This is a genomic window from Streptomyces tardus (genome assembly GCF_018101125.2).
In the GTDB taxonomy this organism is placed as follows: domain Bacteria; phylum Actinomycetota; class Actinomycetes; order Streptomycetales; family Streptomycetaceae; genus Streptomyces; species Streptomyces tardus.
The window spans coordinates 4,555,962-4,580,581 of record NZ_JAELVF020000001.1 but is presented as its reverse complement, the minus strand read 5'-3'; the positions used below and the strand labels follow the sequence as shown (position 1 = coordinate 4,580,581).

Genomic DNA, 24,620 nt, shown 5'->3' with positions numbered 1-24,620 from the left:
GTCCGGCGCAGGTGCTAGAGCTCGACCAACTCGTCGTAGATGCCCAGAAGTTGGTTGACGGTGCCGTCCTCGGTCGGCCATGCGGCGGCCTGGACCCTGCCCAGCGCGGCCAGCGCGGCCCGTCTGCCGGAGTCCTCCAGCAGCGCACCGACCTCCGCACACAGGGCGTCCGCGTCGGCGTACGGGACCAACACCGCGGCGGCGCCGACCAGTTCGGGTACCCCTTCGACGGCGGCGACCAGCGGCACACCGCACTCCATGGCGTGCCGCGCCAGCGGCGAGCGGGGCGAGCGGCGGGCCGGCAGCACCGCCACATCCGCGACCTCCAGCACGTCGCCGGCCCACTGCGGGTCACCGGCCGACCGCGAACCGCCGGGCAGCGCCCCGAGCAGCCGCACCGGCAACCCCTCGTCGTCGATGCGGCGTTGGAGCGCGGTGCGCCTGCTGCCCTCCCCCGCGAGCAGGACCAGCGGCACCGGCTCGAGCTGCCGCCATCCGCGTGCCGCGGTGAGCAGGGACTCGCATCCCTGGTGCGCTTCCAGCGGTCCGGCTGCGACGATCAACGGGCGGTCCACCGCGCCCAGTTCAGCCCGGATCTTCTCCCGCCGCTCCGCACCCGACTCCGCCCTCGACACACGGGGGAACGGGGCTCCGAGGTCGACGGGCACCAGCCTCGCGTCCCGCGCGCCGCGGTGCCGGGCTCTGGCCACCAGATCCGACGAGACACCCAGGACGATGCGCGCGGCACGCACCGCCCTGCGCTCCAGCAAACGGTTCACCCGGGCCTGCGCGCCGCCCCGCGGGGCGCGGTGGTGCCAGCTGAGAACCAGCGGCGCACGCCGGCGTCTGCCGCTCAGGGCGAGGTCGCCGAGCAGGCCGGCACGCAGTCCGTGGGCGTGCACCACGTCCGCCGAGGCGCATGCGGACCGCAGCGTCGCAACGAGGTCCGGATGGCCGCACGGCAGCGCCACGAACTCCGCACCCGCTTCACTGAACCGGTGCCGCGCCTGCGCCGCGGGCGGCGCGCACACGGTCACCCGTACGCCTCTTGCCACCAACCCCGAGGCCAGCGACCGGACATGGTCTCCCACGGAGTCGGTACGGCCGCTCAGGACCTGGACGACGTGCAGCGGCTCGCGGCGGTGCGAGGAGCGCGGGGTTCGACTCACCACAGGTGGGCTCCGGGAAACGGGTAAGGCGTCGGCGGGGAGGGGACGCGTGCCCCGATCGCGGGGAGTGTGCCGTCACCGGAGTGTACGGACGCGTTGTTCGACCGGGTGTCCCGGTCAAGGATGCCAGTCCCGGCCGTCAACACGGCAATCACACTGGTCAGTCCGGTCGCGACCGGGCCGCGGAGCGGGGGCGCGCCCCCGCTCCGCGCACGCACGGCCGCCGCACGAGGTCCGCGGCAACCGCTGGTCGGGCGCCCCGGCCCGGGCGTTCCACGGCCTCCGCGCGGTCGGCGACGGGCAGCCCTGCCACTCCGCCGGGCGCGGCGCAGGCGCCGCCCGGGCGGTACGGACGAGGCGGGACGGGGCGGGACGGGAGGACGGAACCCGGGCACGCCAATCGGCACACGCCAATCGGCACACGGCGCGGACGAGGCGTACGAGGTGAGCGAGGCGCACACCCGTCCGGGCCCGTACTCGCCGGCGCGGACAGGGCGCGGTGCACCCCCGGGGCGGACGACAACGGCCGGGCGCCGTGGGCGAGTTCGGCGTTCAGCCCGTACCGCCCTTCCGCTCGGGCAGCGATACCGCCCCAACCACCCGTACGGACGACAACGGCCGGGCACCGTGGGCGAGTTCTGGGTACGCGCCCGTACCGTCCAGCCCGTCCAGCCCGTCCAGCCCGTCCAGAGCCCAACGCCCCGGCGTCCTCAGCGAGTTCGGCGTCCAGCGCGCACAGCCCGTGCAGCCCGTCCCGCCCGTGCAGCCGTACCGCCCAGGCCGTCGCCCGCCGCTCGACGCCCCGGCTGAGGCCGGGTCGTCGGTCCGCGTGCGGTGGACCGTTCAGTCGTCGGAGCGGGCCGCGGCGAGCAGCTCCTGGGCGTGGGCGCGGGCCAGTTCCGAGTCCTCCTGGCCGGCCAGCATCCGGGAGAGTTCCCGGACCCGGTCCTCGCCGACGACGGACTGCACTCCGCTGCGGGTGACCGAGCCGTCGTTGGTCTTCTCCACCACCAGATGGCGGTCGGCGAAGGCGGCGACCTGCGGAAGGTGGGTGACCACGACCACCTGGGCGCTGCGGGCCAGTCGGGCGAGTCTGCGGCCGACCTCCACCGCCGCCTTGCCCCCGACCCCCGCGTCGACCTCGTCGAAGAGATAGGTCGGCACCGGGTCGGAGCCCGCGAACACCACCTCGACCGCGAGCATCACCCGCGACAGCTCACCGCCCGAGGCGCCCTTGGCGATCGGTCGGGGCTGGGCACCGGGGTGGGCGGCGAGCAGGAGTTCGACCTCGTCGGTCCCCTGCGGTCCGTATGCCAGTACGCGGTCGCCGCACTCCAGGCCCTCCGGGTCCTCGCTCTGGCGCACCGAGAACGTCACTCCGGCGTGCGGCATGGCGAGCTCTCCGAGCTCGGCCGTCACCGCCACGGCCAGCGACTCGGCCGCCGCACTGCGCGCACCGGTCAACTGCACGGCGAACCGGGCCAGTTCGGCACGCAGCGCGTCGCGCTCCTCGGTGAGAGCTGCGATCCGGTCGTCGTCGCCGTCGAGTTCGGTCAGTTTGGCGGCGCTGTCCTGCGCCCACTGCAGAACGGCCGCGATGTCCTCGCCGTACTTGCGGGTGAGCTGGGCCAGCGCGGCGCGGCGCTCCTCCACCGCGGCCAGCCGCAGGGGGTCGGCCTCCAGATCGTCCACGTAACCCGCGAGCTCGCCGCCGATGTCACCGAGGAGGATCTGGACCTCGCCGAGCCGGTCGGCGAGGGCGGCGAGCCGACCGTCGTGGGCGCGTACCGCTTCCAGGGCGCGGCTCGCACCGGCGACCACGGTCCCCGCGTCCACGGACTCGGGGTCGGCGGGGTCGCCCGTCAGCGCCGCGTGGGCGGACGCCGCCGCGGCGCCGAGCGCTTCGGCGTGGCCCAACCGCTCGGCCTCGGCGGCGAGTTCGGTGTCCTCGGCGGGCCGGGGCTCGGCGGCTCCGATCTCCTCCAGCCCAAACCGCAGCAGGTCGGCCTCCTGGGCCCGCTCCCTGGCGCGGTCGGTGAGCTCGGCCAGCTCCTCGACGACCCGACGCAGCCGTCCGTACGCCTCGCCGTAGGCGGCCAGCGGTGCGGCCACCGCATCGCCGGCGTAGCGGTCCAGTGCCTTGCGCTGGCGTGCGGGGCGCAGCAGGCCCTGCTGGTCGGTCTGGCCGTGGACGGCGACCAGGTCGGCGCTCAGCTCCGTCAGCAACCCGACCGGTGCGAACCGGCCGCCCACGTAGGCCCTGCTGCGGCCCTCCGCCGAAAGCGTACGGCTGATCAACAGCACGGTGCCGTCGTCGAGTTCGGCACCGGCCTCGACCGCGCGCCGGGCCGCCGGCGCGTCCCGGCCGAGCGCGAACCGCCCCTCCACCACGGCGGAGTCGGCTCCCGCCCGTACGAGCCCGGCGTCGGCGCGACCGCCGAGCAGCAGCCCGAGACTGGTGACGACCATCGTCTTCCCCGCGCCCGTCTCACCCGTCACCGCCGTGAAACCGGGGGACAGCTCGAACGCGGCGTCGTCGATCACGCCCAGGGTCTGGATCCGCATCTCCTCCAACACGGATACGACCATACGAGGTTCCCGGCCCGCGCCGCGACGTGCCCCGTGGGCACGGCGGTTCCCCGCGCCGATCGCGGTGTGCGGCGGTCTCCTGTGATACAGGGCCCGGCGCCGTCAGCGCTGCGCCGCTCCGCGCCAACCGGCCACCGGCAGCGCGAACTTGGCCACCAGCCGGTCGGTGAACGGTGCCCGATGCAGCCGCGCCAGGCGCACCGGCACCGCGCCGCGCCGCACCTCCACCCGGGCGCCGGGCGACAGCTCCACGGTGCGGCGGCCGTCGCACCACAGCACTCCGTGCGGGGTCTGCGGCTGCACCTCCACCGCGAGCACCGAGCCGGGTGCGGTCACCATCGGCTTGGCGAACAGTGCGTGGGCACTGATCGGGACCATCAGCAGCGCCTCCACCTCCGGCCACACCACGGGCCCGCCGGCGGAGAAGGCGTACGCGGTGGAGCCGGTGGGCGTGGCGCAGACGACGCCGTCGCAGCCGAAGCGGGTCACGGGGCGGCCGTCGACCTCGGTGACGACCTCCAACATCCGCTCTCGGGAAGCCTTTTCGACCGAGGCCTCGTTCAGCGCCCAGCCGCGGTAGCAGACGTCGGCGTCCGGCCCGCCGTTGCGCACCTCGACGTCCAGGGTCATCCGCTCCTCGACCTCGTAGTCCCGCGCGACGACCCGGCTCACCACCTCGTCCAGGTCGTCCCGGTCCGCCTCGGCCAGGAAGCCGACCCGGCCGAGGTTGACGCCGAGCATGGGCACACCGGAGGCGCGGGCGAACTCGGCGCCCCGCAGCAGCGTGCCGTCGCCGCCCAGCACGATCAGCAGCTCGCACCCCTCCAGCTGCTCCCCGCCGGGCTCGACGACCTGTACGCCGGGCTGCTGGTCCGGCAGCGGCAGCAGGGCCGCCTCCTCGGCCGGCACCCGTACGGCCACGCCTTCGCGCAGCAGGCTCCCGGCGAGCAGCTCGGCGCTGCGCAGCGCCGCACGGCGGCCGGTGTGGGTCAGCAGGAAGACGGTGCGCTCGGGTGGTGTGGTCGTCACGAAGGCCCCTTGCTCACGGCGCGGTCGACGTCCGCCGGGTCGAGGTCGGGCGCCCCGGCGCGCAGCCACAGGAAGTACTCGACGTTCCCCGACGGGCCCGGAAGCGGGCTGGCGGTGACACCGAGCGCGCCCAGGCCGAGCGCTGCGGCCTGCCCGGCCACGTTGCGCACCGCCTCGGCGCGTAGCTGTCCACTGCGTACAACGCCTCCGGCGCCCAGGCGTTCCCGGCCGACCTCGAACTGCGGCTTGACCATCAGGACCAGGTCGGCGTCGGCGGCGCAGCAGCGCACCATCGCGGGGAGCACCAGCCCGAGCGGGATGAAGGACAGGTCACCGACGACCAGGCCGACCGGTTCGCCGTCGAGGTGTTCGAGCGTCAACTCCCGTACGTTCGTGCGGTCCTTGACCACTACACGGGGATCGCTCCGCAACGACCAGGCGAGCTGCCCGTAGCCGACGTCGACGGCCACCACCTCGCGCACGCCCGCGCGCAGCAGGACGTCGGTGAAGCCGCCGGTGGAGGCGCCGGCGTCCAGCGACCGGCGACCGCGGACATCGAGACCCTCCGGACCGAACGCCTCCAGGGCGCCGGCCAGTTTGTGGCCGCCGCGCGAGACGTACTCCGGGTCCTCGCTGTCCTCGCGCACCACGATCGCGGCGTCCAGACCGACCTGGGTGGCGGGCTTGACCGCCAGTGCCCCGCCGACCGTCACCCGGCCCGCCGCGATCAACTGGCTGGCGTGCTCACGCGAGCGTGCGACCTTGCGGCGCACCAGCTCGGCATCGAGTCTGGCGCGCCGGATACGTGCTGCGGCCACCTGTGTTCAGCTCCCGGGATCGTGCTGGTCGAGTGCGGTCAGCGTGGACCGCAGACCGCGGTGCACATCCTCGTACACCTCCAAGTGGCCGGAGACGGCGAGGTGATCGACGGCCGCCAGCCGCCGCATCCCGCTGTCGACCTCCGCGTGCCCGGTGGGCTGGACGACGAGGCCGAGCGGGCGCGGCGCGGCCTGCTCGCCGGCCGGCCGGACCTCGGCAGCCTCCCTGCCGGGCGCCTGCCCGCCGGGTGCCTGCCCGTCGGCAACCTGCCCGTCGTTCCGTGCGTCCTCGGCGGGCGTCACGTCGGCGGCACGCGTCGGCGCGGGGTGCGGGACGGTGCCGTCCGGCACCGGCGGGGCGGCTGGAACGACGGGCTGCGGCACGGGCGGAACGCCGTCGCCGACCTGCTCGCCGGGGGTGCGGGACGGTGCCCCGCACCCGTCGTCGGGTGTCGCTTCGTGCATGTCCCCGACGCTACACGGCGGCCCGCCTGCGGGCGGCCGGTACGACCAGCGGCGTACCGGTCTCGGGATCGTCGATGACCTGGCAGCGCAGCCCGAAGACCTCCTCGACCAGTTCGGCGGTGACGATCCCCGACGGCTCGCCCTCCGCGACGATCTGTCCGTCGCGCATCGCAATCAGATGGGTGGCGTAGCGCGCGGCCTGGTTGAGGTCGTGCAGCACTGCGACCAGGGTGCGGCCCTGCTGCTCGTGGAGATCGGCGCAGAGGTCGAGGACGTCGACCTGGTGCTGGATGTCCAGGAAGGTGGTCGGTTCGTCGAGCAGCAGGAGCGGCGTCTGCTGCGCGATGGCCATCGCGATCCACACCCGCTGCCGCTGCCCGCCGGAGAGTTCGTCGACGAAGCGGTCGACGAGTTCGGCGACACCGGTGGAGCCCATCGACTCCTGCACGATCCGCTCGTCCTCGCGCGACCACTGGCGCAGCAGGCCCTGGTGGGGGTACCGGCCGCGGGCCACCAGATCGCCGACGGTGATGCCGTCGGGCGCGATCGAGGACTGCGGGAGGAGCCCGAGCGTACGGGCGACCTGCTTGGCCGGCATGGTGCTCAGGTCCGCGCCGTCCAGCAGCACATGGCCCTCCTTGGGCCGCAGCATCCTGGAGAGCGCGCGCAGCAGTGTCGACTTGCCGCAGGCGTTGGGGCCGACGATCACGGTGAAGGAACCGTCGGGGACGGTCACGTCCAACTTCCGGGCGATGGTGCGCTGGTCGTAGGCGAGGGTCATGCCTTCGCCGCGCAGCCGGGCGCGGTCGCTGCGGTGGTCCACGGTCGGGTTCCTTCCGTCCTGCGGCCCGGAGTCGGTTCCGGGACCCGGTGTTCGGCGTTGGAGCGGCGGGCGGGGGCGCCCGGTTCGGGATGCTGCCGACGGCCCTCAGATACGGCCCGCCCTGCGCTGGGTGGCCAGCAGCCAGACGAGGTAGGCGCCGCCGAGCACGCCGGTCACCACCCCCGCCGGGAGCGGCTGGTCGCCGAAGGCGCGACCGGCAAGCAGGTCGGCGCAGACCACCAGGGCCGCCCCCATGCACAGCGCGGGCACCAGGTTGGGGCCGGGCGCTCGGGTGAGCCTGCGGGCGAGCTGGGGCGCGGTGAGCGCGACGAAGGCGATCGGCCCGGCCGCGGCGGCGGCGAACGCGGTGAGCAGCACCGCGCAGACCAGCAGCACCAGTCGTACGCGCTCCACCGGCACCCCGAGGGAGTACGCGGCGTCGTCGCCCATCTCCAGCGCCCGCAGTCCGCGCGCGCAGCCGAGCAGGACGACCGGAAGCAGCAGGCAGAGCGCGAGCAGCAGCGGCACCGCGTTGCCCCAGCCGCTGCCCTCCAGACTGCCGGTGAGCCAGAGCACGGCGCGGCCGGCCTCGTTGATGTCGGCGCGGGTGAGCAGATACCCGTTGACGCCGGTGAGGATCGCGGCGACACCGACGCCGACGAGGACCAGCCGGTTGCCGTGGAGCCCGCCCCGCCAGGCGAGCAGATAGACCAGCACTCCGGTGAGTGCGGCCCCGACCACCGCGCCGCCGGCCAGCGCGGCGCTGCTGCCGCCGAAGAGCACGATCACCGAGATCGCGCCGGCGGAGGCGCCGTGGGTGAAGCCGAGGATGTCCGGGCTGCCGAGCGGATTGCGCACCAGCGCCTGGAAGACGGCACCGGACAGTCCCAGGGCCGCGCCCACCAGCAGTCCGGTCACCACTCGCGGCAGCCGGACCTCCTGCACGATGAAGACGTCGGCGGGGTGCCCCTGGCCGGTGAGTGTCTCCACCACCCGGGCGGGGCTCATCGGGTACTCGCCGCTGCCCACCAGAAGCACGGACGAGCCGAGGGCGAGCAGGACGAGCAGCAGCCCCACCGCCAGCGACCTCGGGTGGGCGTGCACCGACCACTGCCGGTAGCGGACGACGCTCATGCCTGGGCCATCCTTCGACGACGTACGAAGTAGAGGAACACCGGCCCGCCCAACACCGCGGTCACGATGCCCACTTGGAGTTCGCCGGGCCGGGCGAGCACCCGTCCGAGCACATCGGCCCCGACGAGCAGGACGGGCGCCAGCACCGCGCAGTACGGCAGCATCCAGCGCAGATCGGGGCCGGTCAGCGAACGCACCAGGTGCGGGACCATCAGCCCGACGAAGACGATCGGCCCGCAGGCGGCCGTGGCCGCACCGCACAACACGGTCACCGCGGCGATCGTCCAGCCCTTGGTGGCGCCCGGCGAGGCACCGAGCGCCCGGGCGCTGTCCTCGCCGAGCGCCATCGCGTTGAGCGGACGCGCCATCAGCAGCGCGATCAGGGTGCCCGCGCCGACGAAGGCGGACAGCCGCACGACCGTGTCCATGTCGGCCGAGGCCAGCGAGCCGACGGTCCAGAAGCGCATCCGGTCCAGTGCCGCGGTGTCCAGCAGCTGCACGGCGTTGACGTAGCTGATCAGCGCCGCGTTCAGGGCGGTGCCGGCGAGGGCGAGCCGGGCGGGGGTGGCCCCGCGCCCGCCCCCGACCGCGTACACCAGCACCGAGACGACAGCGGCGCCCAGGAAGGCGAACCACACGTAGCCGGTGTAGGCGGTCACGCCGAGGAAGGCCATCGCGGAGACCACCGCCGCCGAGGCGCCGGCGTTGATGCCCAGCAGCCCCGGGTCGGCCAGCGGATTGCGGGTGAGCGCCTGCATCAGGCAGCCGGCGAGTCCGAGCGCGAAGCCGGCCAGCAGACCGAGCAGGGTGCGCGGCATCCGCATCTCGGTGACGATGCTGTGCGCCGGCGCGGACTCGTCGGTGAGCCCGGCGTACGCCTCGCCGAGGCTGATCGGTTTGGCGCCGACCGCGAGGCCGAGCCCGACGACCAGGAGCAGCAGCGCGAGGGCGGCGATCAGTCCGAGGGCACGCAGCGCGTTCCGGGAGTGCGCGCGCGGTGGTCGCGCCGGGCTTTCGGCACACGCCCCGTGCCTCTGCGGGGACTTGACGGAGGACACGTTCCAGCTCCCGGGAGCGGCCAACCGGAATGCTTCCGGCCGGAGTGGGGGACAAATCTTCGGTTAGGTTAACCTAACCGCGATTCGTCCCGTGTTGCGGTCCGTCGAAGGCGCCGTCCCGCGCCCGGGCCGCCGCATGCCGTACCGCCAGAAAGCAGGCACCGAGATGTCCACTCCGCGCGCCACCGCGCCGGCACCCGCCGGTCAACCCACCGCGACGCACCGCTCGTTGACCCGGCGCGGGCTGCTCGCGGCCGGTGGCGCGGTGGGGCTGACCGCGCTGCTCGCCGCCTGCGGGGACTCCGGCGGCAGCGGCTCCTCCGACGGCGGGGACGCCGGCTGGTCCTTCACCGACGACCGGAAGAAGAAGGTCACCACCGACGGGCGCCCCGAGAAGATCGTCGCCTTCACCGGTGCCGCCGCGGCCCTGCACGACTTCGGCGTCACCACACAGGTGGCCGGGGTCTTCGGCGAGACCCGCACCAAGGGCGGCAAGGCCGACCCGGCGGCCGGCAGGCTCGACGTCGACCGGGTCGAGGTGATCGGCAACGCCTTCGGCGAGTTCAGCGTCGAGCGGTACGCGAAGCTCCGCCCCGATCTGCTGATCACGCACATGTACGACCCCGACGTGCTCTGGTACGTGCCGGAGGAGAGCAAGGACAAGATCCTCAAGCTCGCGCCCAGCGTGGGCGTCACCACCGGCCGCATCCCGCTCAGGGAGGTCGTCGAGCGCTATGCCGAACTCGCCGAGTCGCTCGGCGCCGACCTGACCGCGGAGCGCGTCACCAAGGCCAAGGACCGGTACGAGGCGGCGGCCGAACGGCTGCGCCGCACCGCCAAGGGCTCCCGCATCCGGGTGCTCGCCGTTTCCGCCACCAACGACACCCTCTACGTCGCCGGGCCCACCATCCAGGCGGAGTTGATGCAGTTCAAGGAGCTGGGAGTCGACGTCATCAGCCCCAGCATCAAGGGCCAGGACTACTTCGAGAACCTCTCCTGGGAGAACGCCGACAAGTACGACGCCGATGTGATCATGCTCGACGAGCGCGCCATGAGCCTCCAGCCCGACCAGCTGGAGGAGAAGCCCGGTTGGCGCGATCTGCCCGCGGTCCGCGCCGGCCAGGTCACCGGGTGGAACTACGTCGCGCCCTACTCCTGGGTGGGCGCCGCCGAGTTGCTGGAGGACATCACCCAGGCGATCGGCGACGCCAAGCGGCTGGACTGACCGGCCTCCGCCCGTACGGGCGCCCACCGCCCGTACGGGACCGCCCGACCGCAACGGGGGTCGGGCCGGCGCACGACGCACCGCACGCACCGCCCTGGGGCACTGCCCCGCACGCCCGGAACCGAGTGCCCGCACGCACCCGTCGAAAGGACTCGCCGCCATGGCCGTCAGCGCGCCGTCCGCCTTCCGCTTCTTCCCCGTCCGAGTGGCACGGTCGACGCGGCTGAGCCCGTCGCTGGTGCGGATCACCTTCGCCGGCGAGAGCCTGCGGGACTTCGACTCCGGCGGACGGGACCAGAGCTTCTCGCTCTTCCTGCCGCACCCGGGCCAGGAGTTGCCCGTGCTCCCGGACGTCGACGGCGACGGATGGTTCGCCGCCTGGCGGGCGATGGACCCCGAAGTGCGGGCCATCATGCGCTCGTACACCGTCCGGGAGCACCGCCGGAGCCCCCGCGGCCCGGGGCCGGGACCGGCGGGCGCCCGGGACGACGGGGGCTCCCGGGACGACGGCGACGAGGTGGACGTCGACTTCGCGCTCCACGGCGACCTCGGCCCCGCCTCCCGCTGGGCGCGCGCCGCCCGCCCCGGCGACCGGACGACCCTGCTGGGCCCGGCCGTTCGGGAGAACAAGAGCATCGGCTTCCGGCTGCCGCAGGACGCCGACTGGGTGCTGCTCGCCGCCGACGAGACCGCCCTGCCCGCGGTCGCCGGCATCCTCGACTGGTTGCCGCCCACCGTGCCCGCACACATATGGCTGGAGGTTCCGGACACCGCCGACCGTCGGGCGCTGCCCCACCACCCCGGCGCCAAGGTCAACTGGCTTGTGCACGAGGGCAGTCCGGCCCGCCGCGGCGAGCTGCTCACGGCGCTGCGCGAGGCGCCGTTCCCGGCGGGCGCGCCGTACGCGTGGCTGGCGGGCGAGGCGGGCGCCGTCCGGGCGATGCGCCGCCATCTGGTGCGCGAACGCGGCCTGGACCGGGCTCGTGTGCAGTTCTCCGGCTACTGGCGGCTGGGCGCGACCGAGGAGGACCTGCGCCGCGAGGCACTCGCCGGCTGAGGCGGCCCCGTACAGGCGCACGGGCCGGCCCGGACACGGAGCAGCGGGCACGAACCGGCCGAACACGAACCGACCCCGGACGGCCCGGACACGGACCGGCCCCGGAGCGGCTGCGCGCGGGGCGGTGAGCCCGTACGCCGCGCTCTCCGCCGCGCTCTGCGCCGAGGCCCGGTCGGCGCGGTCCCTACAGTCCCAGCGCGTCGAGTGCGGCCGTCGCCTCCCACTCGCAGCCGGGCGCACCGGCTGCGTCCGCGGCGGTCCAGGCCGCGGCACACAGCGCGCGCAGCCCGTCCACCGGATCACCGCCGCCGGACAGCAGCAGCCGGCCCGGGCCGGCCGAAGCCTGCCAACCGCCGCACTCCCACGGGGAGTCCGGGCCCTGCGCACGCACGGGTTCGCGGTGCGCGGCCAGCAGACCGCGCAGATCGGCGGCCAGATACGTCGGCCGGTGCACCGGACGGGCGGTGAGCAGTTGCGCCGCGTCGGTGACGCCGGTGAGCACCAGCAGGGAGTCCACCCCGCCGCCGTGCGCGCCCTCGATGTCGGTGTCGAGCCGGTCCCCCACCACCAGCGGTCGGCGCGCGCCGGTGCGCAGGATCGTCTCCCGGTGCATCGGCGGCCGGGGCTTGCCGGCGACCTGCGGCTCGGGGGCGTCGCGCATCCACCGGGTGGCGATGCGCACGACTTCCACGGCGGCACCGTTGCCGGGGGCGATACCGCGCTCGCCCGGGATCGTCAGATCGGTGTTCGAGGCGAACCACGGCACTCCGGCGCCGACCGCGAGGGCCGCCTCCGCCAGCCGCGCCCAGGGCATCTCGGGGCCGCCGTAGCCCTGCACCACGGCGGCCGGAGAGTCGTCCGCGGACTCCACGACGTCCAGGCCGCGTTCGGTCAGCGCCACCCGCAGACCTTCGCCGCCCACGCACAGCACCCGGGCGCCGGGCGCCACCTGTTCGGCGATCAGCCGGGCGACCGCCTGCGCGGAGGTGACGACCTCGGCCGCCTCCGCGGGCACGCCCAGTCGCGTCAGATGGTCGGCGACCGTCGCGGGCGTACGGGCGGCGTTGTTGGTGACATAGGACAGCCTCATGCCCTCGCCGCGGGCCCTCGCCAGCGCCTCCACCGCGTGCGGTACGGCCCGGCCGCCCGCGTAGACGACCCCGTCGAGGTCGAGCAGCGCGGTGTCGTAGGCGGTGTGCAGCTCCTGCGGGCAGGCTCGCAGCATGGGTGTGGGGCTCCTCGGTCGCGGGGACGGTCGGGGGCGGGCGGGTACCGGCCGGGCCGCCAGTCTCCCAGCCCCGCCCACCTGCCCGGCGGCCGGGCAGCGGCCTCGGGACGGAGCGCGTCGCGGGGCCCGCGGCCGGCGCAGGTGCGTGGACCCGGCGCACTCCGTGCGCCTGCCGGGTCGGGGCGCGGTACTAGCATTTGCCGGATGCATCCCGACGGCCTCCACCTCACGCCCTTCCGCGGCCTGCGCTACGACCCGGCGCGGGTGACCAGCCTCGCCTCCGTCACCTCGCCGCCGTACGACGTGGTCGTACGGCCGGACGGTGTGCACCAGTTGGAGACGGCCGACCCGTACAACATCGTGCGGCTGATCCTGCCCCGCACCGGTGACGCGGACGCCGGACACCGCCAGGCCGCCGACACCCTGCGGCGCTGGGAGCGGGAGGGGGTGCTGCGCCGCGATCCGGCCCCCACGCTCTACGTCTACGAGCAGCACCGCGGCGCGACCCTGCAACGCGGGATCATCGGCACCCTGCGGCTCACGCTGCCCGAGGACGGCGTCGTACTGCCGCACGAGGACGTGATGCCGCAGATCGTGGAGGACCGGCTCGGACTGATGCTGCGGGCCCGCGCCAACCTGGAGCCGCTGCTGCTCTCCTACCGGGGCGGCGACGCCGACCGGGGCGCGTCCGCGGTGATCGAGCGCGCGGTGGCGCAGCCCGCGCTGCTGACCACCTGCACCGAGGACGGCTTCACCCACCGCCTCTGGCCGGTCACCGACCGGGCCGAGCTGGCCGAGGTCACCGAGGATCTGGCGACCAGACGCGCGCTGATCGCCGACGGCCACCACCGCTGGGCCACCTATCTGCGGCTGCGTGAGGAGGAGCCGCAGGATCCGGGCTGGGCGTACGGGCTCGTGCTCCTGGTGGACAACGAGCGCTATCCGCTGGAGGTCCACGCCATCCACCGGGTGCTGCCCCGCCTCGCCCCCGACAAGGCCCGGCGGCTGCTGGAGGGCGTGGCCCGGCTGCGTCCGCTCCCCGGTCCGCCGCAGAACGCGCTGGAGCAGCTGGAGCGGGCCGAGGGCAACGCGTTCCTGCTCTACGGCGACGGTGAGTTCGTGCTGGTCGACCGCGTCTCGCCCGAGCTGCTCGCCCGTACGGTGCGCGCCGACCGGCCCGCCGCCTGGCGGGAGTTGGACGCGACGGTGCTGCACTCGGCGCTGCTTGACGAGGTGTGGCGGGTGCCGGACCAGCCCTCCGACATCAGCTATCTGCACTCCGCGCGCACGGCGCTCTCACAGGCCGATCGCACCGGGGGTACCGCGGTCCTGCTGCGCGCCGTGACCGAGGCGACCGTACTGGAACTGGCCCGCCAGGGCGTCTCGATGCCCCGCAAGTCCACCTCCTTCGGCCCGAAGCCGGCGACCGGCCTGGTGCTGCGCACCCTGGACGGGCCCGACGGGGTGTGAGTGCGCGCCGGGAACTGGCCGGTCACTCCCCTCGCCCCGGTACGGCCCGGCCGCTCGCTGCCGGGCCGTACCGGCTTGCGCCGCCGACGCGACCGAGGCCGGCCGATGCTGACCTGGGCGATAGACCGTCAGCTCGCGCAGGATGTCCGCGCGGCCGGCGTGCCGCCCCTCGATCAGATGCGCCGAGGCCTGACGGACCGCGGGAGCCGACCCGTTCGGCGCTCGGCCGAAGCCGAGAACCGGGGGCCGGGAGCCGAGAACCGGGAGCCGAGAACCGGGAGCCGGGAGCCGGGAGCCGGGAGCCGGGCAGCGGCAGTGAAACCGACCACGTTCGGGTGAACATTCCCCCATCGAGCGCCGGTTGAGCGTTCCGTCGCCCTGCCGAACGGAACGCCTCACTCCACCCTTTGCTTTTCAACTTAGGGAAGGCTAACCTCACTTCCACCTGCCCACTCCGCCGTGCCCATGGGCTCCCCACCTCGCATTCCCACGAACGCGCCCGCCCATGAGGCGACTTCGTGCTGCCCGCACGGCGCCCGCCCACTCCTGGGAGGACCGATCGTGAGCTTCCTCGCGCACCCGGCCGAGGACCACACGTCGCCCGCCGACCCCACCGGCCGAGACGACGACCCCCGCGACCAGCTGCTGGCCGCGACCACCACCGACCACTACCGGCGCACCGTCACCGAAGGAGTGAACCGCGTCGCATCGAAGATCGCCCGGACCACCCGACCGCTGACCGGCGTCTCCACCACCGAACTCGGCCCCCTCGTCCGCGAGGTGGACCTCGACACCCCGCTCGGAGACGCCGGCGCAGCCCTCGACGAGCTGGAAACCCTCTATCTGCGCGACGCCGTCTACTTCCACCACCCTCGCTACCTCGCCCATCTCAACTGCCCGGTAGTCATACCCGCGCTGCTCGGCGAGGCCGTGCTCTCCTCCGTCAACTCCTCGCTCGACACCTGGGACCAGAGCGTCGGCGCCACCCTCATCGAACGCCGTCTCATCGACTGGACCGCCGAGCTGATCGGCCTCGGCGGCGCGGCCGACGGCGTCTTCACCTCCGGTGGCACCCAGTCCAACCTCCAGGCCATGCTGCTCGCCCGCGAGGAGGCCTGCCGACGCGTCGCCAGGAAAAGCGAACGCCCGCTGCGCGCCGCCGAGACACTGCCCAGGCTGCGCATCCTGACCTCCGAGGCCGGCCACTTCAGCGTCGCCAAATCCGCCGCCCTGCTCGGGCTCGGGTACGACGCGGTCATCGCCGTGCCCGTCGACGAGCAGCGGCGGATGTCGCCCGAGGCCCTCGCCGAGGAGCTCGACCGCTGCGCCCGCGAGGGCCTGGTGCCGATGGCCGTGGTCGGCACCGCGGGCACCACCGACTTCGGCAGCATCGACCCGCTGCCCGAGCTGGCCGAACTCTGCGCACGCCACGGCGCGTGGCTGCACGTGGACGCCGCCTACGGCTGCGGCCTGCTCGTCTCGCGCACCCGCAGGTCGCTGCTGCGGGGCATCGAGCACGCCGACTCGGTGACCGTCGACTACCACAAGTCCTTCTTCCAGCCGGTCAGTTCGAGCGCCCTGCTGGTACGGGACGGGGGCACGCTCCGGCACGCCACGTACCACGCCGACTACCTCAACCCGGAACGGGCGGACCGCGAGCTCACGCCCAACCAGGTCGACAAGAGCATCCAGACCACCCGCCGCTTCGACGCTCTCAAACTCTGGCTCACTCTGCGCACCATGGGCGCCGCAGGCGTCGGCGAACTCTTCGACGCGGTGGTGGACCGTGCCGCCGACGCCTGGGCCCTGCTGCAAGCCGACGACCGGTTCGAGGTGGTCACCCGCCCCACCCTCAGCACCCTGGTCTTCCGCTACCGGACCCCGAGCGGCACCCCGCCCGCGCTCCAGGACGAGGTCAACCTCCACGCCCGCCAGGCGCTCTTCGACTCGGGTCTGGCGGTCGTCGCCGGCACCAAGGTCGACGGCGCCCACCACCTCAAGTTCACCCTGCTCAACCCGCACGCCACGCTGCGGGATGTCGGCGCCGTCCTCGACCTCCTCGCTGGCCACGCCGAAGACCGCCTGGCCGCCACCGAGCGGGAGCAGCGGACACCGACCGCCCGGCCCGCCCCCGCCGACGCTGCCACCGACGCGGCCGAGGCGACAGCCGACCGGCCGCTCGCCCCGCTCCGCGCCGGCTGAGCCGCGCCCGTACCGGACTGGAGAAGCAGTTGACCCCCGCGCACGACTTCATCGCCATCGGGCTGGGCCCGTTCAACCTGGGCCTGGCCGCACTGACCGAACCCATCGACGAGCTGGACGGACTCTTCCTGGAGAGCAAACCCGACTTCGACTGGCACCCCGGGATGCTGCTGGAGCACAGCACACTCCAGGTCCCGTTCCTCGCCGACCTCGTCACCATGGCCGACCCGACGTCGCCGTACTCCTTCCTGAACTACCTGAAGCAGTCCGGACGCATCTACCCCTTCTACATCCGCGAGAGCTTCTACCCGCTGCGCAACGAGTTCAACGACTACTGCCGCTGGGCGGCGCACCAGCTGTCCACCGTCCGGTTCGGCCAACAGGTCACCGAGGTCCGGTATCTGGAGCAGGACGCGCTCTACGCGGTCCACACGCTCGAGAGCGCCACCGGCGAACGCCGGGTCCACCACGCCCGCCGCCTGGTGCTCGGCACCGGCACCCCGCCCCACCTGCCCGACTCCTGCCGAGGCCTCGGCGGCGACCTGCTGCACAACTCCGACTACCTCGAGCACAGGGAAGCCCTCCAGGCAAAGAGCAGCATCACCGTCGTCGGCAGCGGCCAGAGCGCCGCCGAGGTCTACCACGACCTGCTCCAGGACATCTCCGTTCACGGCTACCACCTGAACTGGGTGACCCGATCCCCCAGGTTCTTCCCGCTGGAGTACACCAAGCTCACGCTGGAGATGACCTCTCCGGAGTACGTCGACTACTTCCACTCGCTGCCGCCCCGCACCCGGGACCGGCTCAACGCCGAGCAGAAGCACCTCTACAAGGGCATCGACGCGGCCCTGATCAACGACATCTTCGACCTGCTCTACACCCACGAGCGGCGCGGCGGCTGCCCCACCAGGCTGCTGACCAACACCGCGCTCGACTCCGCCGAACACGACCCGGCGACCGGCACCTACACGCTCCGGCTCCACCAGCACGAGCAGGAGCGGGACTTCACCCTGGACACCGAGGGCCTGGTGCTCGCCACCGGCTACCGCTACGAGGTGCCGGCGTTCCTCTCCCCCGTCGCCGACCGCATCCGCTGGGACGACGCCCAGCGCTACGACGTGGCGCGCAACTACAGCATCGACCACGCGGGCGAGGAGATCTTCGTCCAGAACGCCGAGCTGCACACCCACGGCTTCGTCACCCCCGACCTGGGGATGGCCGCGTACCGCAACTCCTGCATCATCCGCGAGCTGCTCGGCCGCGAGCACTACCCGGTCGAACGGTCCATCGCCTTCCAGGAGTTCGCCGCCCCGCAGGCCGCCGATCACCCGCTGGAGGCCAGCCCCGCATGAGCATCCGCACGGACACCGGACCCGCCACCGGACCCGCCGGCGCACCCACGCCCGCACCCGCACCCGCACCCGGGCACGGCAGCACCTCCGCAGGCGGGGTGGGAGAGCTGACCGTACGACCCGTCGACCCGGACCGCGACACACCCCTGCTGCACCGCTGGCTCACCCATCCCAAGTCCGCCTACTGGCTCCAGCAGGACGCCACCCCTGCCGACGTCGCACGCGAGTACCGCACGATCGCCGGTTCACCGCACACAGACGCCTGGCTCGGCCACCACCGCGGCGAACCGGCCTTCCTCGTCGAGCGCTACGACCCCCGCGAGATCGAACTCAAGGGCCTCTACCCGCCGGAGCCGGGCGATGTGGGCATGCACTTCCTGGTCGCACCGACCGACACCCCCGTGCACGGCTTCACCCTCGCGGTCATCACCACCGTGATGGAGCTGCTCTTCTCCGACCCCGACACCGCCCGTGTCGTCGTGGAACCGGACGTCGGCAACCACGCCGTGCACCGCCTCAACGAGGCCGTCGGCTTCCGGATCGAACGACGGATCAGCAAACCGGAGAAGGACGCGTACCTGAGCACCTGCACCCGCGCACAGTTCCTGTCCGCACGAGGAGTCAGCCGATGAGCACCGACCACCAGCAGACCGTCCCCCATCTGACACCCGAACTCTGGGACCGCGCGGGCAGGTTGCTGATACGCAAGGCCCTCGCCGAGTTCGCCCACGAGCGGCTGCTGCACCCGGCCGAGGAGACCGCCGGCCACTACGTCGTCACCAGCGACGACGGACGCAGCGCGTACCGGTTCACCGCGACCCGCGGAGCGCTCGACCACTGGCGCATCGACCCCGACAGCATCACCCGGGAACGGGACGGCAGCCCGCTCCCCCTCGACGCCCTGGACTTCTTCCTCGAACTGCGCAGCTCGCTCGGGCTGACCGAGGAGGTCCTGCCGGTCTACCTGGAGGAGATCAGCTCCACCCTGGCGAGCACCGCGTACAAACTGGAGCACCGCCGGCTCACCGCCGCACAGCTCGCCGAGGCGGACTTCCAGACCGTCGAGGCCGGTATGACCGAGGGCCACCCCTGCTTCGTCGCCAACAACGGCCGGCTCGGCTTCGGTTCCCACGAGTACCTCGACTACGCGCCCGAGGCGGCCTCTCCCGTACGTCTGGTCTGGCTCGCCGCCCGTCGCGACCGCGCCACCTTCACCAGCTCCCACGACCTGGACCACCGGACGCTGATCACCGAGGAGCTCGGCCCGGACCTGCTGCGCCGCTTCCGCGACCGGCTGACCGCGCTCGGCCTCGACCCGGAGGACTACCTCCTGATGCCGGTCCACCCCTGGCAGTGGCGGCACAAGATCTCCGTCACCTTCGCCGCGGAACTGGCCCACCGGCGCCTGGTACACCTCGGCGAGGGCGACGACACGTACCAGGCACAGCAGTCGATCCGCACCTTCTTCAACACCTCCGACCCAGGCAAGCACTACGTCAAGACCGCCCTGTCGGTGCTCAACATGGGCTTCGTCCGCGGCCTCTCCGCCGCCTACATGAAGGCCACCCCAGCCATCAACGACTGGCTCGCCCGTCTGATCGCCGACGACGAGCTGCTGCGGGCCACCGGCGTCCGCGTCATCCGCGAACGCGCCGCCATCGGATACGAGAACCGCGAGTACGCCGCCGCGGCCGACAAGAGCTCGCCCTACCCCAAGATGCTCGCGGCTCTCTGGCGCGAGAGCCCGGTACCGGCCCTCGCCCCCGGCCGGCGGCTCGTCACCATGGCCTCGCTGCTCCACACCGACCAGCAGGGCCACTCCCTCGCCGCAGCCCTCATCCGCAGTTCGGGACTTGAGCCGGCGCAGTGGCTGCGGCACTATCTGCGGGCCTACCTCACCCCGCTCCTGCACAGCTTCTACGCCTACGACCTGGTGTACATGCCGCACGGCGAGAACATCATCCTGGTCCTGCGGGACGGCGTACCCGAGAGCGCGATCCTCAAGGACATCGCCGAGGAGATCGCGGTGCTCGACCCCACCGCCGTACTTCCGCCCGAGGTCGAGCGCATCCGCGCCGACGTCCCGGACGAGATGAAACTGCTCTCCCTCTTCACCGACGTCTTCGACTGCTTCTTCCGCTTCCTCGGCGCCACCCTCGACGCCGAGGGCACCCTCCCGGAGGACGCGTTCTGGGCCGGCGTCGCCGAATGTGTACGCGACTACCAGGAGTCCGCCCCGCAGTTCGCCGCGAAGTTCGAGCAGTACGACCTGTTCGCGGCCGAGTTCGCGCGCTCCTGCCTCAACCGCCTCCAGCTCAGGGACAACACGCAGATGGTCGACCTCCAGGACCCGGCGAGCGCCATCCAGATCAGCGGGACCCTGCACAACCCCCTCGCCGTCCACGCCCGCACCCGCGAGCCCTCAGCGACGTAGCCGCAGCGGCACAGCCCGGCAACGCAGGCCGGCACTGCAGAGGCCGGCACCGCAGGCCACGGTTCACAGTTAACGGCTCACCGCGCCGTCCGGCGGCACGGGCCGCGACCGTGCGCGCAGGGCGGGGCCTGCGAGCCGCACCGACGAAGGCGGCGGCGCCCGGTGCGGCACAGCACAGCACAGCAGCCCAACGGCCCAACGCAGCAGCCAGGGGCGGGACTTCACCTCGAAGTCCCGCCCCTGGCGCGCTCGCCCGCTGCTCCCCGCCCGGCGTGGGGGGCACCCGTTACGGGTCAGTGCACGTGCACCTCACGCCTCACGACGCACCGGAGTCATGCCTCGTCGTCCACCTCGGGGTCGAGCGCGTCGGTGAACTCGACGCCGTCCAGCTCCGCGAGCCGGTCGGAGGCGTCCGTCACTCCGCTCTGGTCCGCCTCCACCGCCTTTGCGAACCAGTCCCGCGCCTCCTGCTCCCGGCCGACCGCCAAGAGCGCGTCCGCGTAGGCATAACGCAGCCGCGCCGACCACGGCTGAACCGAACCGGACGCCAACTCGGGGCTCTGCAGGGTCACCACGGCCGCCTCGGCCTGGCCCATGTCCTGCCGGGCACCCGCGGCGACCAGGCGCATCTCCACCTGGCCCGCCTTGTCGAGCTTCTGCACCTCGGGCTCACCGGCCATGGCCAGCGCCTTCTCCGGACGCCCGAGACCGCGCTCGCAGTCCGCCATCACGGGCCACAGGTGCTGGGCACCCGTCATCCTCCGCGCCGCCCTGAACTCCGCAAGCGCCTCCGCGTACTTCTCAGCGCCGTACGAGGCGAAGCCCATCGCCTCCCGCACCGCCGGCACCCTGGAGGCCAGACGGAGCGCGACCTTGGCGTATCCGTACGCCTCCTCGGGGTCCTCGTCCAGAGTCCTGGCCACCATAACCAGGTTCTTCGCGACGTCCTCGGCAAGCGTCTTGGGCAGAGTGCGCAGTTCCTGGTGGACCGACGCGTCCAGCTCCTCGCCGGTGACGTCCTCGGGGATCGGCAGCCGACGCAGCGGCGGCCGGTCCATCCGCCGGTCGTCCCGCTGGAAGCCCTCGCGACCGCCGCGGTAACCACCACGGTCGCCACCGGGCCGTCCCTGCCCGTACGGGCGCCGCCCGCCGCGGTCGTCGTCCCGCCGCGGACGGTCGTCGCGGGAGCCGGCGTACGGCCGGTCGTCACGACGCGGACGGTCGTCCCGGTCCCTGCGGAACCCGTCACGGTCGCCGTCCCGGCGGGGGCCGCCGCCCGAGGGGCGGTCGTCACGACGCGGGCCCCGGTCGTCCCGGTTGCCCCGGAAGCCACCACGGTCGCCATCGCCACGCGGCCCACGGTCGTCCCGGTCACGACGGAAACCACCACGGTCATCGTCACGACGCGGACCGCCGCCCGACGGTCGGTCGTCACGACGCGGACCACGGTCGCCGCGGTCGCTCCGGAACCCGCCGCGGTCCCCGTCACGGCGCGGGCCACCGCCCGAGGGGCGGTCGTCGCGGCGCGGACCACGGTCGTCCCGGCTGCCCCGGTAACCACCACGGTCGCCATCCCCACGCGGACCGCCGGTGGGACGGTCACCCCGGTCCCCCCGGTAACCGCCACGGTCGCCGTCACGACGCGGGCCGCCGCCCGAGGGGCGGTCGTCGCGGCGCGGGCCCCGGTCGTCCCGGTTGCCCCGGTAACCACCACGGTCGCCATCGCCACGCGGCCCACGGTCGTCCCGGTCACGACGGAAACCACCACGCTCATCGTCACGACGCGGACCACGGTCGCCGGCGTCCCGCCGGAAGTCCCGGTGTCCGTCGTCCCGGCGCGGATGCGAACGTTCGTCCCCGCGGCCGCCACCACGGAACTCAGTGCCCCCGCCGGGCCGTTGGCCCCTGGGCCGATCCGAACGCTCGGGCCGGGACCTGCTGTCCTCGGGGGAGTTCGACATTGTGTGGCTCCTGTCCTGAAATCTCTGCGCAGTTGTGCCCACGTCCACTCTTCGTGAACGCAATACGAGCGGGAAAACAAAAAGGGCCGTCGGTCTCAGCAACAAGTGTGCTGAGGCCAACGGCCCTCTAATGATTGTTCGGCGGCGACCTACTCTCCCACACGCTCCCGCATGCAGTACCATCGGCGCGGACAGGCTTAGCTTCCGGGTTCGAAATGTAACCGGGCGTTTCCCCATCGCTATGACCACCGAAACCCCATCACCGCCATTCAAGGCGGAAACCTGACAAGGTGTGAACAAGCACACTCTTCAGTTGTTCTGAAAGCAACCGGAACAGGTTGCTGTCTCAGAAACTACACAGTGGACGCGAGCAAATCTATGGTCAAGCCCTCGGCCTATTAGTACCGGTCAACTCCAACCCTCACGGGTCTTCCATATCCGGCCTATCAACCCAGTCGTCTACTGGGAGCCTTACCCCATCAAGTGGGTGGGAGTCCTCATCTCGAAGCAGGCTTCCCGCTTAGATGCTTTCAGCGGTTATCCCTCCCGAACGTAGCCAACCAGCCATGCCCTTGGCAGAACAACTGGCACACCAGAGGTCCGTCCGTCCCGGTCCTCTCGTACTAGGGACAGCCCTTCTCAAAACTCCAACGCGCGCAGCGGATAGGGACCGAACTGTCTCACGACGTTCTAAACCCAGCTCGCGTGCCGCTTTAATGGGCGAACAGCCCAACCCTTGGGACCGACTCCAGCCCCAGGATGCGACGAGCCGACATCGAGGTGCCAAACCATCCCGTCGATATGGACTCTTGGGGAAGATCAGCCTGTTATCCCCGGGGTACCTTTTATCCGTTGAGCGACGGCGCTTCCACAAGCCACCGCCGGATCACTAGTCCCGACTTTCGTCCCTGCTCGACCCGTCAGTCTCACAGTCAAGCTCCCTTGTGCACTTACACTCACCACCTGATTACCAACCAGGCTGAGGGAACCTTTGGGCGCCTCCGTTACTCTTTAGGAGGCAACCGCCCCAGTTAAACTACCCACCAGACACTGTCCCTGATCCGGATCACGGACCCAGGTTAGACATCCAGCACGACCAGAGTGGTATTTCAACAACGACTCCACACACACTGGCGTGTGCGCTTCAAAGTCTCCCACCTATCCTACACAAGCCGAACCGAACACCAATATCAAGCTATAGTAAAGGTCCCGGGGTCTTTCCGTCCTGCTGCGCGAAACGAGCATCTTTACTCGTAATGCAATTTCACCGGGCCTATGGTTGAGACAGTCAAGAAGTCGTTACGCCATTCGTGCAGGTCGGAACTTACCCGACAAGGAATTTCGCTACCTTAGGATGGTTATAGTTACCACCGCCGTTTACTGGCGCTTAAGTTCTCAGCTTCGCCATGACGAATCACAGCTAACCGGTCCCCTTAACGTTCCAGCACCGGGCAGGCGTCAGTCCGTATACATCGCCTTACGGCTTCGCACGGACCTGTGTTTTTAGTAAACAGTCGCTTCTCGCTGGTCTCTGCGGCCACCCCCAGCTCAAGGAAGCAAGTCCCTATCACCAGAAATGGCCCCCCTTCTCCCGAAGTTACGGGGGCATTTTGCCGAGTTCCTTAACCATAGTTCACCCGAACGCCTCGGTATTCTCTACCTGACTACCTGAGTCGGTTTAGGGTACGGGCCGCAACACAACATCGCTAGAGGCTTTTCTCGACAGCATAGGATCATCCACTTCACCAAAAAGGCTCGGCATCAGGTCTCAGGCACACAGCACACGGATTTACCTGCATGCCGCCCTACACCCTTACCCCGGGACAACCACCGCCCGGGCTGGACTACCTTCCTGCGTCACCCCATCACTCACCTACTACCACCTTGGATCAGCGGCTCCACCACTCCCCCACACTCCAAAGGAGAACAGGGGCGGCTTCACGGCCTTAGCATCAGAAGATTCAGTGTTGGGCGCTGTATCACGGGTACCGGAATATCAACCGGTTGTCCATCGACTACGCCTGTCGGCCTCGCCTTAGGTCCCGACTTACCCTGGGCAGATCAGCTTGACCCAGGAACCCTTAGTCAATCGGCGCAAGAGTTTCCCACTCTTGTATCGCTACTCATGCCTGCATTCTCACTCGCGTACCATCCACAACTCGCTTACGCGGCTGCTTCACCCGGCACACGACGCTCCCCTACCCACCCCAACAACCGTTAGGTCTCATGTTGGAGTGACACGACTTCGGCGGTGTACTTGAGCCCCGCTACATTATCGGCGCGGAATCACTTGACCAGTGAGCTATTACGCACTCTTTCAAGGATGGCTGCTTCTAAGCCAACCTCCTGGTTGTCTCTGCGACTCCACATCCTTTCCCACTTAGCACACGCTTAGGGGCCTTAGTCGATGCTCTGGGCTGTTTCCCTCTCGACCATGGAGCTTATCCCCCACAGTCTCACTGCCGCGCTCTCACTTACCGGCATTCGGAGTTTGGCTAAGGTCAGTAACCCGGTAGGGCCCATCGCCTATCCAGTGCTCTACCTCCGGCAAGAAACACACGACGCTGCACCTAAATGCATTTCGGGGAGAACCAGCTATCACGGAG

17 protein-coding genes, 2 rRNA genes and 1 pseudogene (1 of these 20 only partly in view) are annotated in these 24,620 nt (G+C 71.6%); 7 read left to right on the top strand and 13 right to left on the bottom strand.

Features of this window, described 5'->3' with window-relative positions:
• Positions 1-14 precede the first annotated feature (14 nt).
• The 8 genes from JGS22_RS19615 to JGS22_RS19580 all read right to left on the bottom strand — a co-directional run bounded on the left by JGS22_RS19615 (position 15) and on the right by JGS22_RS19580 (position 9,085).
• Entirely contained in the window at positions 15-1,169 is a 1,155-nt protein-coding gene (locus tag JGS22_RS19615) for a glycosyltransferase family 4 protein (protein ID WP_211041366.1), read from the bottom strand.
• Positions 1,170-2,012: 843 nt separating this feature from the next.
• Complete coding sequence (gene recN / locus JGS22_RS19610) at positions 2,013-3,758, bottom strand: DNA repair protein RecN (protein ID WP_211041356.1); 1,746 nt, start codon at positions 3,756-3,758, stop codon at positions 2,013-2,015.
• 102 nt (positions 3,759-3,860) lie between these two features.
• Positions 3,861-4,787, bottom strand: coding sequence for an NAD kinase (locus JGS22_RS19605; RefSeq protein ID WP_211041355.1), 927 nt, complete (start codon positions 4,785-4,787; stop codon positions 3,861-3,863).
• Entirely contained in the window at positions 4,784-5,590 is an 807-nt protein-coding gene (locus JGS22_RS19600) for a TlyA family RNA methyltransferase (RefSeq protein ID WP_211041365.1), read from the bottom strand. The genes JGS22_RS19605 and JGS22_RS19600 overlap by 4 nt, the downstream gene beginning before the upstream one ends.
• A 21-nt stretch (positions 5,591-5,611) precedes the next feature.
• Positions 5,612-6,070, bottom strand: coding sequence for a hypothetical protein (locus JGS22_RS27445; RefSeq protein ID WP_211041354.1), 459 nt, complete (start codon positions 6,068-6,070; stop codon positions 5,612-5,614).
• Positions 6,071-6,080: 10 nt separating this feature from the next.
• A complete protein-coding gene (locus tag JGS22_RS19590) occupies positions 6,081-6,851 on the bottom strand; it encodes an ABC transporter ATP-binding protein (RefSeq protein ID WP_211041364.1) in 771 nt (256 codons plus the stop codon).
• A 147-nt stretch (positions 6,852-6,998) separates the two neighbouring features.
• The gene (locus JGS22_RS19585; protein WP_211041353.1) at positions 6,999-8,027 is read right to left on the bottom strand and encodes a FecCD family ABC transporter permease; all 1,029 of its coding nucleotides are present in this window, start codon (positions 8,025-8,027) and stop codon (positions 6,999-7,001) included.
• A complete protein-coding gene (locus JGS22_RS19580; protein WP_211041352.1) occupies positions 8,024-9,085 on the bottom strand; it encodes a FecCD family ABC transporter permease in 1,062 nt (353 codons plus the stop codon). The genes JGS22_RS19585 and JGS22_RS19580 overlap by 4 nt, the downstream gene beginning before the upstream one ends.
• A 166-nt stretch (positions 9,086-9,251) precedes the next feature.
• Between JGS22_RS19580 and JGS22_RS19575 the strand changes: the two genes are divergently transcribed.
• On the top strand, positions 9,252-10,310 hold the full coding sequence (locus tag JGS22_RS19575) for an ABC transporter substrate-binding protein (RefSeq protein ID WP_211041351.1): 1,059 nt from the start codon (positions 9,252-9,254) through the stop codon (positions 10,308-10,310).
• A gap of 160 nt (positions 10,311-10,470) precedes the next feature.
• Complete coding sequence (locus JGS22_RS19570; RefSeq protein WP_211041350.1) at positions 10,471-11,367, top strand: siderophore-interacting protein; 897 nt, start codon at positions 10,471-10,473, stop codon at positions 11,365-11,367.
• A gap of 184 nt (positions 11,368-11,551) precedes the next feature.
• Here JGS22_RS19570 and JGS22_RS19565 read toward each other — a convergent pair whose 3' ends face one another.
• Entirely contained in the window at positions 11,552-12,592 is a 1,041-nt protein-coding gene (locus JGS22_RS19565) for an HAD hydrolase-like protein (protein ID WP_216815041.1), read from the bottom strand.
• Positions 12,593-12,799: 207 nt separating this feature from the next.
• Between JGS22_RS19565 and JGS22_RS19560 the strand changes: the two genes are divergently transcribed.
• Positions 12,800-14,065 (top strand): DUF1015 family protein, encoded by a 1,266-nt coding sequence (locus tag JGS22_RS19560; protein WP_211041349.1) that lies wholly within the window; start codon positions 12,800-12,802, stop codon positions 14,063-14,065.
• A gap of 129 nt (positions 14,066-14,194) precedes the next feature.
• Here JGS22_RS19560 and JGS22_RS26465 read toward each other — a convergent pair.
• Positions 14,195-14,284: pseudogene (locus tag JGS22_RS26465) on the bottom strand (mini-circle protein); the annotation flags it as partial.
• Between the two features lie 342 nt (positions 14,285-14,626).
• Between JGS22_RS26465 and JGS22_RS19555 the strand changes: the two are divergent.
• Genes JGS22_RS19555 through JGS22_RS19540 form a run of 4 tightly spaced genes read left to right on the top strand, consistent with a single transcriptional unit; the run spans position 14,627 to position 20,053 of the window.
• Positions 14,627-16,267, top strand: coding sequence for a pyridoxal phosphate-dependent decarboxylase family protein (locus JGS22_RS19555; protein WP_308405755.1), 1,641 nt, complete (start codon positions 14,627-14,629; stop codon positions 16,265-16,267).
• A 29-nt stretch (positions 16,268-16,296) separates the two neighbouring features.
• A complete protein-coding gene (locus JGS22_RS19550) occupies positions 16,297-17,619 on the top strand; it encodes a lysine N(6)-hydroxylase/L-ornithine N(5)-oxygenase family protein (protein ID WP_211041347.1) in 1,323 nt (440 codons plus the stop codon).
• Complete coding sequence (locus JGS22_RS19545; protein ID WP_211041346.1) at positions 17,616-18,251, top strand: GNAT family N-acetyltransferase; 636 nt, start codon at positions 17,616-17,618, stop codon at positions 18,249-18,251. The genes JGS22_RS19550 and JGS22_RS19545 overlap by 4 nt, the downstream gene beginning before the upstream one ends.
• Positions 18,248-20,053, top strand: coding sequence for an IucA/IucC family protein (locus JGS22_RS19540; RefSeq protein ID WP_211041345.1), 1,806 nt, complete (start codon positions 18,248-18,250; stop codon positions 20,051-20,053). Before JGS22_RS19545 ends, JGS22_RS19540 begins: the two co-directional genes overlap by 4 nt.
• A 332-nt stretch (positions 20,054-20,385) precedes the next feature.
• On the opposite strand, the gene JGS22_RS19535 is transcribed toward JGS22_RS19540, so the two are convergent.
• From JGS22_RS19535 to JGS22_RS19525, 3 genes are all read right to left on the bottom strand, one after another.
• A complete protein-coding gene (locus JGS22_RS19535; RefSeq protein WP_236074163.1) occupies positions 20,386-21,111 on the bottom strand; it encodes a hypothetical protein in 726 nt (241 codons plus the stop codon).
• 1,039 nt (positions 21,112-22,150) lie between these two features.
• Positions 22,151-22,267, bottom strand: a 5S ribosomal RNA gene (gene rrf, locus JGS22_RS19530).
• A 125-nt stretch (positions 22,268-22,392) separates the two neighbouring features.
• Positions 22,393-24,620, bottom strand: a 23S ribosomal RNA gene (locus tag JGS22_RS19525) (it continues 901 nt past the right edge of the window).